We start from the raw sequence: 16,996 nt of genomic DNA, 5'->3' as shown, positions 1-16,996 counted from the left end.
TTGTTTTATCAGAATAGAATTAGCAATAAAAAAATACAAGAATGGCTTATAATTTGTTGAAAGGTAAAAGAGGAATTATTTTCGGAGCATTGGATGAAAACTCAATTGCCTGGAAAGTAGCAGAACGGGCACATGCAGAAGGTGCTATTTTTACATTGACAAATGCACCCATAGCAATGCGTATGGGGGAGATCAATAAATTGGCTTCAACATGTGGGGCAACGGTTATACCAGCAGATGCTACATCCATTGAAGAATTGGATAATTTGTTTGATAAGTCTATTGAAATATTAGGAGGCAAAATTGATTTTATTTTGCATTCAATCGGTATGAGTCCGAATATTCGAAAAGGGAAAGAATATGGTGAACTGAATTACGATTGGTTTTTGAAAACGTTGGATGTTTCGGCATTGTCGTTTCATAAGATCATGCATGTTGCAGAGAAAAAAGATGCAATGAATGAATATGGTTCTATCATTGCATTAACCTATGTTGCAGCACAGCGTACATTTCCGGATTATACAGATATGGCTGATGCGAAGTCTACTCTTGAATCCATTGCAAGAGGTTATGGAGCACGTTTTGCGAAATTAAAAAAAGTTCGCGTGAATACGATTTCACAATCACCAACAAAAACTACAGCTGGGAAAGGCATTTCCGGATTCGGAGCATTTTATGATTTTGCAGATCTGATGTCTCCATTAGGTAATGCAAGCGCAGATGAATGTGCAGATTATACGATTGTGATGTTCTCAGATCTTACCCGCAAGATCACCATGCAAAATTTGATGCATGATGGAGGCTTTTCGTCAACAGGCATGACTCCGGAAATTATGCAGATATTCGAAGAGCGAACGAAGGAATAAGTATACAAAATAAATTAAGAAGCCATCCATGAATTATATGGGTGGCTTTTGTGTTTAAATTGGATTGTTGCTAAAATAGATTTATGAAGCTTATAATTGTTTATACATTATTAATGTCATTTGTATTGAGCACGTCTGTGTTGGCTCAACAGACTGGTCGCGTATATACTGCAACAGAAGCTATGGATGGGGAAGGGGCGGAAGTATTGCGGTTGTTTCCTGGTACGTCATTCAAACACGCAGATCCATTTATTTTATTAGATGATTTTAATGTATCACCTCCTGCAGGTTTTCCTGCTCATCAGCACAAAGGTTTTGAAGCAATCACCTATATGATTGCAGGTGGCTTTGTACATAAAGACAATATTGGTAACAACGATACAATTATTGCCGGACAGGCACAGCGGTTTACTGCAGGAAAGGGATTGGTTCATTCTGAAATGCCCGGTACAACAAATGCCAATAAAGGATTGCAGTTATGGCTGAATATTCCAACGGCTGTTAAGCAAACACAAGCAACTTACCAACTGATAGATATTCTTCCAATTCAATCAACACAAGATAGTACACGCATTGTGCGCACGATTGCAGGGAAAGGTTCTTCGCTTACCGTGAACTGTGGTTGCGATTTATCTTATCTGGATGTACAGTTAAAAAGCGACTCTATTATTTTTTCTCCAATAGCAGGATATACTTCATTTGTATATGTGATCGAAGGATTTATTCAAATAAAAAATGCAGGAATGATTGCCGGTCAATTTTATTTTTTAGAATCAGGCATAACATATACAATTATAGGTGGCACAAATGCCCGCTTTGTATACTTGAGCGCTAAACCACTGAATCAACCTATCAAGCAACGAGGGCCTTATGTTTATTAAGAATATGAAGATTGATACAGATAATATAGAAACATATAATTACGACTTACCGCTTGAACGTATTGCTGAATATCCCTTAGCAATAAGAGATCAATCGAACTTATTGGTATATAAGAACGAAAAAATCGTTGATGATTTATTTACTTCTATAACAGATCACTTGCCTTCAAATTCCTTATTGGTATTTAATAATACCCGTGTGGTGCAAGCTCGTTTTTTGTTTCAAACCTCCACAGGTGCAGCAGTTGAAATATTCAGTCTTGAGCCAAATGAAGGCGGGCCCGCTGAAAGTATGAGTGCTAAGGGACCTGTGGTATGGAAATGTTTTGTTGGAAATGCAAAACGCTGGAAACAACCAGTGTTGGAGCGCAATGTAATGTTGCCATCAGGGGATGCATTAATATTTCATGCGAAGCAACTGGATAAAAAAGACGATTATTATATCATTGAATTTTCCTGGAATTTAACACACATAACCTTTTCAGAAATATTTTCTTTATTAGGAGATTTGCCTTTGCCTCCTTATATGAAGAGGAAAACAGAAGAGAACGATAAACTACGCTATCAGACTATATATGCCAAGCATGAAGGGTCGGTGGCTGCACCAACAGCGGGCCTGCATTTTACAGAACAGGTTTTTGAAAGCTTAAAATCAAAAGGTATTGAATGCAGAGAAGTTACGCTGCATGTAGGAGCGGGGACTTTTAAGCCTGTTAAAACAGATTCTCTTAAAGATCATTCGATGCATAGCGAATACATAACAGTTTCAAAAGAAATTATTGAATGTTTGTGTGCAGATGATAATAATAAATTTATTGTGCCTGTTGGGACCACGTCCATGCGTACCTTAGAGAGCCTGTATTGGCTGGGTTGTAAGCTAACAAATGATTTGAGTGAAGGATCGGACGTACTTCCTGAACTTCAGCAATGGGATGCATATTCCTTGAATCCTTTGCCGTTAAAGGATTCTATGGAAAATTTACTTGCATTCATATCTAAAAGAAACGCTAACGTTTTTTCTGCAAGAACTTCTTTGCTTATTAAACCCGGATATGAGTTTAAAGTATGTAAAGCATTGATAACGAATTTTCATCAACCTAAAAGTACCTTGCTTTGTTTGGTCGCTTCTTTTATAGGTGTCGATCCGATGAAAAAAATATATGATTCAGCCTTGGCAAACAATTACCGATTTTTGAGTTACGGAGATAGTTCTTTGCTCTTTGGAAAAATGACGGTTAAGTAGACTAAAAAATAGTAAAAATATAAGGTGATTAAACTGAATTTGGGATCTCAATTATTAATTATATACTAATTTGATAGAGTTAAGAAAGATTTCTATATAAAGAACTGAATTTTGCTCAGATTTAATTCTATAAATTGTACTTTTCCACAGTCGTTCATAAAAATCTCATATTGTCAATAGCTATTATTACATACCTGAATTTTGTTGTGCACTTAAATAATAATTGATAACATAGTTATTAACATATGTTAAATTGCTGGATAATAAAAAGAATATTTATTATTATTTAAAGAATTTTAATGTTTCGAAATTGTTAAATTAGTGGTGCTCTGACTAGTGAAAAAGTCAAGTGATAACAGTAATTTTTTACTAAAATATTTTTTCACATCTTTGTCATCCCCTCAAAAAAGTGGGATTAGAATTTTTAAACACCCTTAGGATATGATTGATGTAAGAGACTGTAAGTCAGTTTGGAACAGTTGTTTGGAGTATATCAGACAATGTGTTGGAGACCAAAGTTTTAAAACATGGTTTGAGCCCGTTGAGCCTTTGATGTTAGTTAATAATGTCTTAACAATACAGGTTCCAAGTCAGTTTTTTTACGAATGGTTGGAAGAGCATTATGTACATGTGTTAAGAAAAGCTATTGACGAACAATTAGGTGCTGAAGGAAGACTTGAATATCAGATTTTGGTGGATAAAAGTGATTTAAATCGTAAATCTTCAGGACCAATCTTACATAAAGGCAGTATTATTTCAAGAACAGTTAACCCGGGAGTTTCTAAAGATTCTAAGGCAGAATCGCTTTCTGTAGCTCAACCATTAGACTCTCAACTAAATGCAAATTATAGTTTTGATACATTTATAGAAGGAGATTGCAACAAGCTCGCTCGCTCTGCTGGTTTGGCAGTTGCAAATAAGCCTGGTGTTACGTCTTTTAACCCTCTTTTGGTATACGGAAATGTGGGTTTAGGTAAGACACACTTAGTTCAGGCAATTGGTAATCAGATCAAGAAAAACCATGCAGATAAAAAGGTATTATATATGCCTTCTGAGCGTTTCTTGAGCCAATTCATTGAATCAATGAAAAACAACATGTCTCAGGAGTTTACAAATCAATTTCTGGGCTTAGATGTATTGATCTTAGACGACGTTCAGTTTCTTTCAGGTAAAGAAAAGACACAGGAAATATTCTTCCATATCTTCAACCATTTGCACCAATCAGGTAAGCAAATCATTATTACAAGTGATTGCGCACCGAAAGATATTAAAGGCTTACAGGAGCGTTTATTGTCTCGTTTCAAATGGGGTTTGAGTGCGGATCTTCAAGTGCCGGATTATGAAACACGTAATGCGATCATTTGTAAAAAGATGCAATTTGAAGGAATTGAAATTGCTCCAGATGTGATTGATTACTTGGCATACAGTGTTGATACAAACATGCGTGACCTTGAAGGTGTAGTGAACTCATTGATTGCACAACACACGTTAAGCGGCCGTCAGATTGACTTAGAGCTTGCAAAACAGATCATTCAGAATATTGTTCAGAATGTTGAGACAGAAGTAAACATTGACTATATCCAGAAATTCGTTTCAGAATATTTTGCAGTAACCATTGAGCAGATGAAAGATAAAACTCGTAAAAGAGAAATCGTTATCGCTCGTCAGGTTGCAATGTATTTTGCAAAAGAATATACAAACATGTCACTGAAATCTATCGGAAATCATTTCGGTGGCCGCGATCACAGTACAGTTATTCATGCATTGACTTCTGTAAGTGATTTGATGGATACAGATAAAAAATTCAGAGCAACGATGCAGGATTTGATTAAAAAAATAAAAATCAAATCGGCTTAATTTTAAATTGTCAGAGATAAATCCTCTAATTGAAAAAAACCGGACGCCATGCCGGTTTTTTTATGCCCTAAAAAGAAAGAGTGATGCTTAATATAATAACATCACTCTTTCTTTTTAACAGAAGTTTGGTAAAAGTTATTTTACACGAGCAAAAACAAATTTCGATTTGTTTGAATGTGTCAATTCGATTTTGTCTGGTGAAATTTCTTTTAATTTTTCTTTTTCTTGAAAGTCTGCCTGATTATCCCGTTTCATTTGAAGGTACACACCATCTGTAATCTTCCACGTTCCTTTTTTAGTGTCAGGTCCACCAGTACTTTCGATGTAGGTAAAATCACTTTTAAATTCTAAGAACATATCTCCTAATATTTCTTTTGTACTCATAGGAGGTTTGCCGTTGCTTTCAATTGTTTGCAATTCCCATTTTCCAACAAGTGTTTTTTGAAAGTCTGTGTGCGTGAAGCTCATTAATGCTAGAACGCCCGTTAATAAAGTGAACAATACAATTTTTCTTTTCATTGGAATAAAAGTTTAGGTTAATTTTTAATTTAAAAATAATATTGATAAAAGCTTCGTGCTCCGTTGCTGGCAATGCCTTCAATAATAACCTGCCCACGAATGTTTTCAAGAATGCGAATGACTTCATTTGGGTCGCTTACCGGCGCTCTGTTAATTGCTGTAATGATAAAGCCTTCCTGCAGACCAAGTCTGCTTATAAGACCGTTTCTTACATTTACTATACGTACACCATTTTGCAATCCCATTTTATCTTTTTCAACTTTAGGAATCGTGCTGAAGTCGGCACCTAAGGTTGTAGAAGAGAATAGCTCACGTTTTACAATGCCATTTGTTCCTTCTTCATTTGTAAGAGTAACATATGTTTCCTTTAAAGTGTTATTGCGTTTATATGCGATCTTTATTTTATCTCCCGGAGATTTATAAGCAATGTATTCATCAAAATCGCTTCTTGATTCGATTATTTTTTCATCTAGTTTCAGAAGGATATCATTTTTTAATAAACCAGCTTTTTCTGCTGCTCCGTCTTTTTGCAAATAGGTTACATAGGTGCCGTCAAGGCTAGATAGATCAAGCTGTTTGGCAATAGATGAATTTATTTCATTTACTTCAACTCCGATAAATGCTTTTTGAACAACGCCATATTTGATCAAATCGGATACAACTTTTTTTACAATATCAACAGGTACAGAAAAACCATATCCTGTATAGCTTCCGGTCTGTGATAAAATTGCCGTATTGATACCAATAAGTTCGCCCTTGGTATTAACCAGCGCACCGCCTGAATTGCCAGGGTTTATCGCTGCATCTGTTTGAATAAATGATTCAATCGGGAAACGGCTGTTTACTACATTTATGTTGCGGCCCTTTGCAGATACAATACCTGCTGTAACGGTAGATGTTAAGTTGAAGGGGTTGCCAACGGCTAATACCCATTCACCGATCTTAACCAAAGAGGAATTGCCTAATGTGATTGCGGGTAAATTTTCTGCTTCAATTTTTAATACCGCTAAATCCGATGAAGGATCAGTTCCGATTATTTTAGCCTGATAAGTGGTTTTATTATGTACGACTTCAATTTTCTCTGCGCGTTGAATCACATGATTGTTTGTGATAATATAGCCGTCATGTGAAAAGATAACACCGGATCCAGAACCTGCAACAAAGTTATTTCCATTCCCATTAAAATACCAATCAAACCAGTTGTTGGAGTTTTGGTTGGCAGATACAGTAGTAATGTACACAACGCTTGGAGTACTGATTGCAGATGCAGCAGTAAAATCCATCGTAGCTGTATTAACAAGCGATGGAGTGTAGGCTACCGGATGAGTAGAATAGCTTGGAGCATCGGAAATTATATTTTCAGATGGCTGCGTGGATTGAAATAGGAATGCACCTATAAATCCTGCTGTTAAAGCAATTGCAAGAGTTAAAATATGTTTCATTGCACTAAACTTAAATATGAATTCGCATAAATAATATTTAAATTTAAAAAAATCTTTTTTAAGATGTACAATAGTGGAAATAGGAAATTTGACTCTAAAATATTTGTAGGTGCGGCATCTATTATTGGCTTTATATTGTGGCTGGTAATCGACAATACATATGATAATGGAGATAGTATCACGCATTATGCTATTGCTCATTATTCATGGAAACACCCGCAGTTGTTATTTGATAATTGGGGTAAACCTGTTTTTACGATTCTTTCTTCACCCTTTGCTCAACTGGGCTGGAAGGGTATCACGTTTTTTAATACCCTTACTGGAGTAATAACGTGTTGTTTAGTAGCTCAGATCATTCATCAATTAAAATGGAGTATCTCTCCGTATTGCGCGCTTTTGCTATTTTTCATTCCAAATTTCCCCTTAGCACTAAACTCCGGATTAACAGAACCTTTGTATGCATTACTGCTTACCGCAACGGTATATTTAATCGTTATTGAGCGTTATCATTGGGCAGCTGTAGCGATTTCATTTCTTCCTTTTGTAAGAAGTGAAGGATTTATTTCAATGACAGTTGTTGCGGTATTTTTGCTGGCGTTGAATAAATGGAAAAATGTGCTATTAATGCTGACCGGACTGGCATGCATTTCTGTCTTAGGTTTTATATTTCAATACGAAAGTATATTTTGGGTATTTACAACCAATCCATATACAGCGAATCATGGCTTTGATAATTATGGCTCAGGCAACTGGGGGGATTTTTTTAGTAAATTTTATTATATGACGGGTATTCCGTTTACGATTTTATTTTGGGGAGCTACGCTTCTTTTAATGAAGATTCTGGTCAGTCGTTTGGTCGATAATTTTAAAGAAGGATTGAATACGATTGAATTTTTGTTGCTCGGATCATTCTTTTCTTTTTTTCTGGCACATGTGGTTTTCTGGAAATTCGGATTGTTTCACTCGTTTGGAATGAGCAGAGTTTTAATTTCTATTGTTCCAATAGGCTTATTGATGGTTTTATATTTATTGAACCAATTGCTGGAAAAATTTGATAAAGCAAAAATTGTAACAGTTTTTTGTATTGTTTGTCTCGTTATGTTTCCTTTTACAAGTAATAAAAGTGCATGGAAATTTTCTAAGGAATTTGTTGAGGATCCTGAAACTGCTGCAATGAAAAAAATTCCTGAAGATATTAAAATAGATACCATGAAAGCAGATGTGATTTATTATTCATCCATTCCGCTTATGACCTTATGGGGCTGTGATGTATTCGATGAAACAAAGTATAAGAGAATTGGAGCATTAAAACACCAAGGTGAGCCTGAAGGGCGCTATGCGGTGGTTACTGAAGATTGGTTCATGAATGTCGATTGCAATATCAAAAAGGATGATCCACTTTTTAAAAATCTTAGACAAGAATATTCCAAAAGGGTTTCTGAAAATAATGTTGTGCGGATATATATGAGCAAATAAATGTTGGTAGACTTATTTTTTCCCAACAGCCATTACAGACAAACCAATTTTTTTGAACAAAATTTTATCAATAATTTTAAAGAAGGGCACAAACGTATTGTAAAATTTGATCTGGCCTTCAGGAAGTAATTTGTTATTTAATATTCTGCCTGATATAAACCAACCCATTATTCCCATAGCATTGAAATATTGATTGTGTTCTAATTTGAATTCTGCATTTATAAACAACGTGTTTAATGTTGTTTGATTGTATCGACGGTAATGCTGGAGTTCTTTATCAAAGCGATTATAAAGCGATTGATATGCGGGAACAAGTATGATTAAACGCCCTCCTTTTTTTAAGAGCTTATAACAGTTTTTAATGGCCTGCTGGTCATCAAATATATGCTCTACTACGTTCAGCGCAAAAATGGTATCAAACGAATTAAATTTGTCTTTGTGTTTTGTGTCAAAATCAACATCGACTAAATCTAAGGAATGGAAATTTGTTTTTTGAAAGTCCGGAAAACGGTTCGTTAATGATTCTAAATAATTTGCTCTTAGATCAGATAAGGTGATATCATTTTTATTCTGAATGAAAAAATGAGAAATATTGCCAATCCCGGATCCGATCTCTAATATTTTTCCAGTACAAAAAGGTTTTATCGTATCGTAAAACCACATGTTAAGTTTATTCGCACTGGCCAATACGGTTAATGTTTCTATACCTTCATTATCAATTTTTTTGAATAAAAACTCCGTATTCTTCACTTCACTTATTTGAATAAATTATATTTTACAATACAGTAAAGTGCTCTGAAAGCATCCTTCATTCCAATTTTTTTACCCTCTTCATAAGTTCTTCCATAGTAGGAAATACCAACTTCATAAATGCGGATATTGGGAATCTTAGAAATATGTGCAGTTACTTCGGGTTCAAATCCAAAGCGTGCTTCTTGTAAAGGAAGAGGTTGAATGATTTCTGCTTTAAAAACTTTATAACATGTTTCCATATCTGTTAAATTCAGATTGGTAAACACATTACTTGCCATTGTCAGCATTTTGTTACCGATCGTATGCCAGAAAAATAAAATGCGGTGCGGTTTTCCTCCAATAAAACGGGAACCGTAAACAACATCCGCAAAGCCGTCCAGTATGGGTTGTAGAAGCGCATTGTATTCATTCGGATCATATTCCAGATCTGCATCCTGAATAATAATATAATCTCCTTTTGCTTTTTTTATACCTGTATGTAAAGCTGCACCTTTACCTTTATTCACTTCGTGGTTATATAAAACGATGTTTTCAGATGTGTGATCTGCAATATATTTTTCAATTGTTTCTTTCGTATTGTCTTTGGAACAATCATTTACTAAAATGATCTCTTTCTGAATGTTGTTCATCAGTTTTACAGCAAGCACTTTATTCAGAATTAAATGAATGGTGCGTTCTTCGTTGTAAGCAGGAATTACGATTGAGAGCGTTTGAATAGACATGTTTTATTTTATATTTGAAAATAACAATTTTGAATACGTACTCCAGTCCCAATAATTACTGCCTCCAAAACAGCCATCATAGGAAAGACTAAGTTTTAATGTATAAAGTGTGCAAAGCACAGCTATAAAGATAAATGTAAATTTTAATTTTCTCGATACATTTATGAATGCGAATGGTAAAAAGATAAGCGAATAAAATTCTACCATGCCTCTATAGCCAAAAGCGCAACCCAATTCTGGACTAGACCAAGAGGCGTATACATACACTACAAGGCTGAATAATACACATATTGGTATTATAAAGGGGATGGATTTTCTGTATATAAATAACAAAACGAATATAAATAATACAATAGGAGTATATAGGAAAAGGCCATTTTCCGGCGCAAATAATACGCTTAGTATTTTAGGACTTGTTAAATAGGAGAAGCCTTCGCCACTGTAAGGTGCTTTTATGGATGAAATCGACTTATAATAAATAATTTGTGGTGTAATTATGAGTATAGCCAAAAGGTATATTAAAAGGCTTTTGGTAGTAAATAAAAGCTCTTTAATCGTTGACTTGATATTTGGATTTTGAATTACCAAGATCAAAAAGTAGGGCAAACAGAATACACAGTTAATCGGTCGTATCAGCATGATGAAACCTGTAATGATGCCAAGTGACAAGGTGTCTTTGTAGGTGATGGATGTTCTTTGTTTAATATCCAGTATCACAAATAATAAAAGAGAAAACCAAAAAAACGAAAATGCATGAGACATACCATTTTCAAGAACGGTATAGTAAAATAAATTTGTGGAAATGAATAGCAATATACAAATCGATAAAGAGCGTATTGATGTTGTATATTTTTTGTAACAGGCATAACTGATAAAGAGGCCGATCAGTACATAAAATGTTGCTGCTACTGATGAAACTAACGTATAGGAAAATGAAAAGCCATCTTTAACATCTGCTATAAAATAATGATTTACAAGCCACACAGGAGACATCATTACTGCAACACCCATTGGATATTTAGTAACAACATGATTGCCAATAATTTTAAATCCGTCACCTTTTTGTTTATGAATGGATTCCGGAATAGAATCTCCTTGCCAATGATAAATAAAGGTAGCCGGCAGATACACATAATAGCCTGCTTTGTCAGCCCATATTTCGCTGTGATACGTATTTGGCTCCCTTCTTAGGTGTTTATTGAATGTGATTAATAACAAACCTATCCAAAGAACTAAAAAAATAATAAGCGTACGATAAATTAATTTCATTGTTTAGAATGCCGGTAATACGAAGAGTACTTTATTAGGATAAATTGCTTTGAATATGTGTGAAATTCTGAGGTAGAAATAATTCATGAATTTAGTAATTATTTATGATTAGGGGCACAATAAAGCAACATATTTAGCTTTAAGGTTGCAGAAGAATGTATTTAACTATATATTTTTTAACTTGCTATTATAAATTATGGGTATACGTTCAATTCTTAGCAAGCTATTGGCACGGCAGGTTGTCAAAAAGCAAAAATACTGGTCCGAAAGACCGATTGAAACACAGAATGATGTGCTTCAGTATTTACTCTCATCTGCAAAAAAAACTGCTTTTGGTATAGATCATAATTTCGAATCTATTCGCACACATGAGGACTATTGTCGTCTGGTGCCGATCAGAGAATACGAAGGATTTGTAAACTATATTGAAGAAGTTAAAAAAGGAACAAAGGATGTTTTATGGCCTGGCATTCCGTTGTATTTCGCCAAAACATCCGGCACTACATCCGGTGTTAAATACATACCAATCACAAAAGAGTCGATTCCGCATCACATCAATGGAGCAAAAAATGCGTTGTTGAATTATGTATATTCCACAGGCAAGTCTACTTTTTTAGATAAGAAATTAATTTTCTTATCCGGAAGTCCGGTGATGGAAAAGAAAAACGGTATTTATATCGGCCGCTTGTCAGGCATCGTAAATCACCATGTTCCCGGATACTTGCGTGGGAATCAATTACCAAGTTTTGAAACCAATTGCATGGATGATTGGGAGAAAAAACTGGATCGCATTGTAGACGAGACAATCGATCAGGAGATGTCGCTGATCAGCGGTATTCCGCCTTGGATACAAATGTATTTTGATACTATTCATAAACGTACAGGTAAAAAAATAAAAGATGTATTTCCTTCGTTTTCATTGTTGGTATATGGTGGGGTAAATTTTGCTCCGTATAAGAAAAAGTTAATGGATAGTATTGGTAAAGATATTGATACCATTGAGACCTATCCGGCTTCTGAAGGATTTATCGCATTTCAGGATCAACCCAGTCAGGAAGGTTTGCTGTTGTTGTTAAACAGCGGTGTGTTTTATGAATTTGTACCTGTGGAAGAATATGGTACAGCGTCTCCAACACGTTTAACCATCGGACAGGTAGAGCTTGGTGTGAACTATGCATTGATTATGTCTACAAATGCAGGTTTATTCGGATACTCTATTGGCGATACTGTAAAGTTTGTTTCAAAGAATCCACATCGTATTGTTGTTAGCGGAAGGGTAAAACATTATATTTCTGCATTTGGTGAACATGTTATTGGAGAAGAAGTAGAACAGGCATTAAAAGCTGCATTAGAGAAGCATCCCGAAACATCTGTAACAGAATTTACAGTTGCTCCACAAGTAACGCCTGCAGAGGGATTGCCATATCACGAATGGTTTATAGAATTTATTTCAAAACCTGCAAACCCGACTCAATTTGCATTGGATCTGGATCAGGAAATGGTGAAAAGAAATATTTATTATAAAGATCTTATTGTTGGTAATGTCTTGCGACCGCTTGTAATTACCGTTGTTACAGAAGGTGGATTTATCAATGGAATGAAAAAAATGGGTAAGTTGGGTGGACAAAATAAATCACCGCGTTTGTCTAATGATAGAAATTTTGTTAATGCAATTTTGAATTAATCCGAAGGATGAAAGACCCCAATAAGAAATACATAGCAATTCTTGGATCGACCGGTTCGATTGGCACACAGGCCTTAGATGTTATTCGAAATAATAAAGACCGTTTTGTAGTTGAAGTTTTGACAGCTGAAAACAATGCTACGTTATTAATTGAGCAAGCTGCAGAATTCAGACCCAATGTGGTTGTTATAGGCAATGAAGCCTTGTACGATGCTGTTAAAGCTGCACTCGATCCATTACATATTAAAGTATATTGCGGAGCGAAATCATTAGTTTCTGTTGTTGAAATGGAAACGATTGATATTGTACTTACAGCTTTGGTAGGCTACGCCGGACTTATGCCAACGATACATGCAATTAAGGCTGGCAAGCACATTGCATTGGCAAATAAAGAAACATTAGTAGTGGCAGGCGATATTGTTACCAGCCTGGCACAAAAACATAAAGTAGCTATACTTCCGGTAGATTCTGAGCATTCAGCAATTTTTCAATGTTTACCCGGAGAAGGAATGAATCCCATTGAGAAGATTATATTAACCGCTTCAGGTGGCCCGTTCAGAGGGAAAAAACGTGCAGAATTAGAACAGGTTACAAAAAAACAAGCGCTGAAACATCCGAATTGGAGCATGGGAGCAAAGATCACAATCGACTCTGCATCTCTTATGAATAAAGGTTTAGAGGTGATCGAGGCGAAGTGGTTGTTTGGATTGAATGCAGATCAGATTGATGTGGTTGTGCATCCGCAATCCATTATACATTCGATGGTGCAATTTGAAGATGGTTCCATAAAAGCACAGATGGGTTTACCGGATATGAAGCTGCCCATTCAATATGCATTGGCTTTTCCGGAGCGCTTGCCTTCTGAATACCCGCGTTTTGATTTTCTGAATTATCCTTCATTAACTTTTGAAAAGCCTGATACAGATACCTTTCAAAATTTATCGTTAGCGTACGAGGCATTAAGAAAAGGTGGAAATATGGCCTGCATTCTGAATGCGGCAAATGAAATTGCTGTTGAGAAATTTTTGCAGGATGAATTAACATTTCTTGAAATGCCTGACCTGATTGCTGAATGTATGGCAAAAGTACCGTATATTGCTATACCGACCTTGGATGATTACATACAAACGGATCGTAATACCAGAGAAATGGCTCGCACTATTACGCAGATGAAAATTAAATAAGCTTTAGGAAAATACATGGATTTAATAATTAAGGCAGCACAATTAATATTGGGCTTGTCGTTTTTGGTTGGAGTGCACGAATTAGGGCATATGCTTACAGCCAAGTTCTTTGGAATGCGGGTTGAAAAATTTTCAATCGGTTTTCCTCCCAAATTATTTGGCTTTAAAAAAGGAGAAACGGAATATTCTGTTGGCGCAATTCCATTAGGAGGTTTTGTTAAGATCTCCGGAATGGTGGATGAATCGTTGGATACCGAAGCCATGAAAGCTGAACCTCAGCCATGGGAATTCAGAAGCAAACCTGCCTGGCAGCGATTGATCGTGATGTTGGGTGGCGTAATTGTAAATGTGCTTGTTGCTTTTATTATTAGTATCGGTTTGTTATGGATTGTTGGAGAAGAAGATATTCGTATTGAGGAACTGAATAAATACGGCATTGTTGCGCAGCCTATTGCTAAGGAGATCGGATTGCAAACAGGCGACCGTATTAAAGCTGTAAACGGAAAGGAAGCAGTGCTTTTTTCAGAAGTTGCAGAGACCTTGATTAATGAGAATAGCAGCATTACCATTATTCGAAATGGTGAAGAGAAAGTAATTCCCGTGCCTAGTAATGTACTTGATAAACTCGCTGAAAAAGATGCTTCAGGATTTATAAGTGTTGTTTATAAATATAAAGTCGGACAAGTAATTAAAGATGGAAGAGCAGCGAAAGGTGGTTTGAAAGCCGGAGATTCCATATTGTCCATCAATGGTACAGCGGTTCCTTACTTTCATTTATTAAAAGGAGAATTCGCAAAAAATAAAAACAACGTAATTGATGTTGCAATTATAAGAGATAAAAAAGAATCTCATTTATCTATTCAGGTTGATAGCGCAGGCATGATCGGTATTGAACTTGCTCCTATACATGTATTGCAGGAGACTACGCGTCAGTATACATTTTTAGAATCGGTACCTAAAGGAATTGTAAATTCTGTTAAAGTAATCACAGATCAGATTAAAGCCTTTTCAAAAATATTCAGAGGAGAGTTAAAAGCATCCAATTCTGTGGGTAGCTTCTTTTCAATTGCTGATGCATATGGTCCTAAGTGGGAGTGGTCTCATTTCTGGAGTTTAACGGCAACTTTATCGATGGTATTGGCGTTTATGAATTTGCTTCCGATTCCTGCATTGGATGGCGGTCATGTTATGTTCATATTGTATGAAATAATTTCAGGAAGAAAGCCTTCCGATAAGTTTCTTGAAAATGCGCAGAAAGTGGGAATGGTTATTCTGCTAACATTAATGTTGTATGCTATTTCCAATGATGCAATCCGACATTTATTTTAATAAACCGTGTTATACCGTATTACTATGATGATAAAAAAAGTTGCACTACCGATTTTACTTGTGTTGGTTTCGTTGATAAGCAACGCAGGTGTACAAGATTCAATTGGAGTAACCAAATTGAATAACAAACTTCATATTCAATACCTGATATCTCCCGGTGAAACGATCTATGGTATATCAACAAAGTATGGTATTTCATTATCCGATTTATTTGAGATCAATCCTGAATTGGAAAATGGATTGAAAGTAGGGCAGGTCATTAATATTCCATACAATCCATCAGCAATGGCGAAACCCCCAAAGGCAGCCCCAGCAGATGCACAGGTGTATAAAGTTCAGCCAGGTGATACATACTATGGTATTGCTAAAAAATACAATACAACGGTTGAGCAATTGCTTAAGCTGAATAATATGGATCTGAAAGCAGGTCAGGAAATTGTTGTTGGATATAATAATACAACTACTGCAACTACTCCTACAACACCAACAACTACGAATCCGACGACAACGACACCTACAACACCTACTACTACCACAACGGTTACAACGACTACTCCCAAAACAACTGAGCCCGCTACAACTCCTGCAATCAAAACAGATCAGCCTGTATTGGTAAGTACAAGCACATATGCTCCGCCATTTAATGATTTGGGAACACCATATACATATGATTCTTCCCGTAAGCAGATTCTGGTAGTACCTTTCGATCCATATTTATATTTCTCTGATGCGGATGATGAAATTGCAGGAAAATCAAATATGCAGCGTACAAAAGTAAGAGAGGTATTCAGAAGACGTTTAAATACATTACTGATTGCACCAGGTTATGAAACGATCCATTTATTAGGCGGTAAGAATAATGATTCATTAACAGATCTGAATAAAATTTATTCATCTGTATCGTATAATTATCAGGCATCTATAAATAATCCGAATTCTATTGAATCACAAAATGCTCAGGCTTCTGCTGCTACTGCTACAGCTCCAAGTAAGAAAGGTGGAAACTGGATAAAAAATTCGGTAGGTACTATTACCGGAAGCAACAACGACGTGCCGACTCAATATTCTACTCCTGCTGATAACGGCAAGTACTTTGGTGTGGCAGTTAGAAATCCGGATTTCTTCAAATATTTTAATGAGAAATACAGCATTGATTATTACATCTTCATTAATCAGTTTGAAGTGAAAACGAATTATCAAAACTGTCTGGATCGTGCTGCATTAAACTACGAAAGAACATTTATTGTACACTATTCAATCTTTGATGCAAATGGAAAACAGATCGCCGGAGATAAATTTAAAGTGCATTACAATTCAAACAACTGTTATGTGTATCAAATAGTGAGCGACAACGTTCCGAAGATGGCACAAAAAATATTGAATCAGTTGCCGCCTCCAAATGGCAAATAATTCTTTTGCATAAATTTCATTCTTTCATTCATAAAAAAAGGTCTCGATAATTATCGTGACCTTTTTTTATGAATATATTGTCTCGTCCTGAAATAGCGATACATAAAAAGTAACGTTATGAAAGAAGAATCAGAGAAACAGTATGTTAGAAGAAGTTCAAAAGACTACAGCTATAGCTTTAAATTAGCTGTAATTCAGGAAATTGAGCAGGGTTTAATAAGTGTAAAAGAAGCCCACGACAAGTATGGAATTCAAGGTAGCCACACGGTTGCAACATGGTTGAAAAAATATGGTAACTTTGACATGTCCAATAAAAGCGACTCAGTTATGCCTAAATCTAATGAACAAAAACTTTTAGAAC

Annotated in this window: 14 protein-coding genes and 1 pseudogene; 10 read left to right on the top strand and 5 right to left on the bottom strand. The window is 35.7% G+C overall.

Going from position 1 to position 16,996, the window contains the following annotated elements:
* Nucleotides 1-41 precede the first annotated feature (41 nt).
* The 4 genes from A3EE_RS0115790 to dnaA all read left to right on the top strand — a co-directional run bounded on the left by A3EE_RS0115790 (nucleotide 42) and on the right by dnaA (nucleotide 4,847).
* A complete protein-coding gene (locus A3EE_RS0115790) occupies nucleotides 42-866 on the top strand; it encodes an enoyl-ACP reductase FabI (RefSeq protein ID WP_018344412.1) in 825 nt (274 codons plus the stop codon).
* Nucleotides 867-949: 83 nt separating this feature from the next.
* On the top strand, nucleotides 950-1,747 hold the full coding sequence (locus A3EE_RS0115785) for a pirin family protein (RefSeq protein WP_018344411.1): 798 nt from the start codon (nucleotides 950-952) through the stop codon (nucleotides 1,745-1,747).
* A 4-nt stretch (nucleotides 1,748-1,751) separates the two neighbouring features.
* On the top strand, nucleotides 1,752-2,990 hold the full coding sequence (locus A3EE_RS0115780) for an S-adenosylmethionine:tRNA ribosyltransferase-isomerase (RefSeq protein ID WP_026209818.1): 1,239 nt from the start codon (nucleotides 1,752-1,754) through the stop codon (nucleotides 2,988-2,990).
* A 441-nt stretch (nucleotides 2,991-3,431) separates the two neighbouring features.
* Nucleotides 3,432-4,847 carry a chromosomal replication initiator protein DnaA gene (gene dnaA / locus A3EE_RS0115775; RefSeq protein WP_018344409.1) on the top strand — a complete coding sequence of 472 codons (1,416 nt, stop codon included), beginning with the start codon at nucleotides 3,432-3,434 and terminating at the stop codon, nucleotides 4,845-4,847.
* Between the two features lie 135 nt (nucleotides 4,848-4,982).
* Here the strand turns inward: dnaA and A3EE_RS0115770 are convergent, their stop codons facing one another.
* Nucleotides 4,983-5,366: a lipocalin family protein gene (locus tag A3EE_RS0115770; protein ID WP_018344408.1), complete on the bottom strand. Its 384-nt coding sequence runs from the start codon at nucleotides 5,364-5,366 to the stop codon at nucleotides 4,983-4,985.
* 29 nt (nucleotides 5,367-5,395) lie between these two features.
* Entirely contained in the window at nucleotides 5,396-6,808 is a 1,413-nt protein-coding gene (locus tag A3EE_RS0115765; protein ID WP_018344407.1) for a trypsin-like peptidase domain-containing protein, read from the bottom strand.
* 63 nt (nucleotides 6,809-6,871) lie between these two features.
* Between A3EE_RS0115765 and A3EE_RS0115760 the strand changes: the two genes are divergently transcribed.
* Nucleotides 6,872-8,284 carry a hypothetical protein gene (locus A3EE_RS0115760; RefSeq protein WP_018344406.1) on the top strand — a complete coding sequence of 471 codons (1,413 nt, stop codon included), beginning with the start codon at nucleotides 6,872-6,874 and terminating at the stop codon, nucleotides 8,282-8,284.
* A gap of 12 nt (nucleotides 8,285-8,296) precedes the next feature.
* Here A3EE_RS0115760 and A3EE_RS0115755 read toward each other — a convergent pair whose 3' ends face one another.
* From A3EE_RS0115755 to A3EE_RS0115745, 3 genes are read right to left on the bottom strand one after another with little or no spacing between them, the layout of a single operon-like run.
* Nucleotides 8,297-9,034 (bottom strand): class I SAM-dependent methyltransferase, encoded by a 738-nt coding sequence (locus tag A3EE_RS0115755; protein ID WP_018344405.1) that lies wholly within the window; start codon nucleotides 9,032-9,034, stop codon nucleotides 8,297-8,299.
* A gap of 5 nt (nucleotides 9,035-9,039) precedes the next feature.
* Complete coding sequence (locus tag A3EE_RS0115750) at nucleotides 9,040-9,759, bottom strand: glycosyltransferase family 2 protein (protein ID WP_018344404.1); 720 nt, start codon at nucleotides 9,757-9,759, stop codon at nucleotides 9,040-9,042.
* A 3-nt stretch (nucleotides 9,760-9,762) separates the two neighbouring features.
* Nucleotides 9,763-11,028: a hypothetical protein gene (locus tag A3EE_RS0115745; protein ID WP_018344403.1), complete on the bottom strand. Its 1,266-nt coding sequence runs from the start codon at nucleotides 11,026-11,028 to the stop codon at nucleotides 9,763-9,765.
* Nucleotides 11,029-11,224: 196 nt separating this feature from the next.
* On the opposite strand from A3EE_RS0115745, the gene A3EE_RS0115740 reads away from it, so the two are divergent.
* The 5 genes and pseudogenes from A3EE_RS0115740 to A3EE_RS0115720 form a co-directional block, all read left to right on the top strand.
* A complete protein-coding gene (locus A3EE_RS0115740; RefSeq protein WP_018344402.1) occupies nucleotides 11,225-12,712 on the top strand; it encodes a GH3 auxin-responsive promoter family protein in 1,488 nt (495 codons plus the stop codon).
* Between the two features lie 8 nt (nucleotides 12,713-12,720).
* Nucleotides 12,721-13,896, top strand: a complete 1,176-nt coding sequence (locus A3EE_RS0115735) for a 1-deoxy-D-xylulose-5-phosphate reductoisomerase (protein ID WP_018344401.1) — start codon at nucleotides 12,721-12,723, stop codon at nucleotides 13,894-13,896.
* Nucleotides 13,897-13,911: 15 nt separating this feature from the next.
* Nucleotides 13,912-15,225, top strand: coding sequence for an RIP metalloprotease RseP (rseP, locus tag A3EE_RS0115730; RefSeq protein ID WP_018344400.1), 1,314 nt, complete (start codon nucleotides 13,912-13,914; stop codon nucleotides 15,223-15,225).
* A gap of 24 nt (nucleotides 15,226-15,249) precedes the next feature.
* Nucleotides 15,250-16,635, top strand: a complete 1,386-nt coding sequence (locus tag A3EE_RS0115725; RefSeq protein WP_018344399.1) for a LysM peptidoglycan-binding domain-containing protein — start codon at nucleotides 15,250-15,252, stop codon at nucleotides 16,633-16,635.
* A gap of 117 nt (nucleotides 16,636-16,752) precedes the next feature.
* Nucleotides 16,753-16,996, top strand: a pseudogene (locus tag A3EE_RS0115720) (transposase); the annotation flags it as partial.

This window comes from Cytophaga aurantiaca DSM 3654 (assembly GCF_000379725.1).
Classification (GTDB): Bacteria; Bacteroidota; Bacteroidia; order Cytophagales; family Cytophagaceae; genus Cytophaga; species Cytophaga aurantiaca.
The sequence above is the reverse complement of the archived record's forward strand: the minus strand, read 5'-3'. Positions and strand labels throughout refer to the sequence as shown.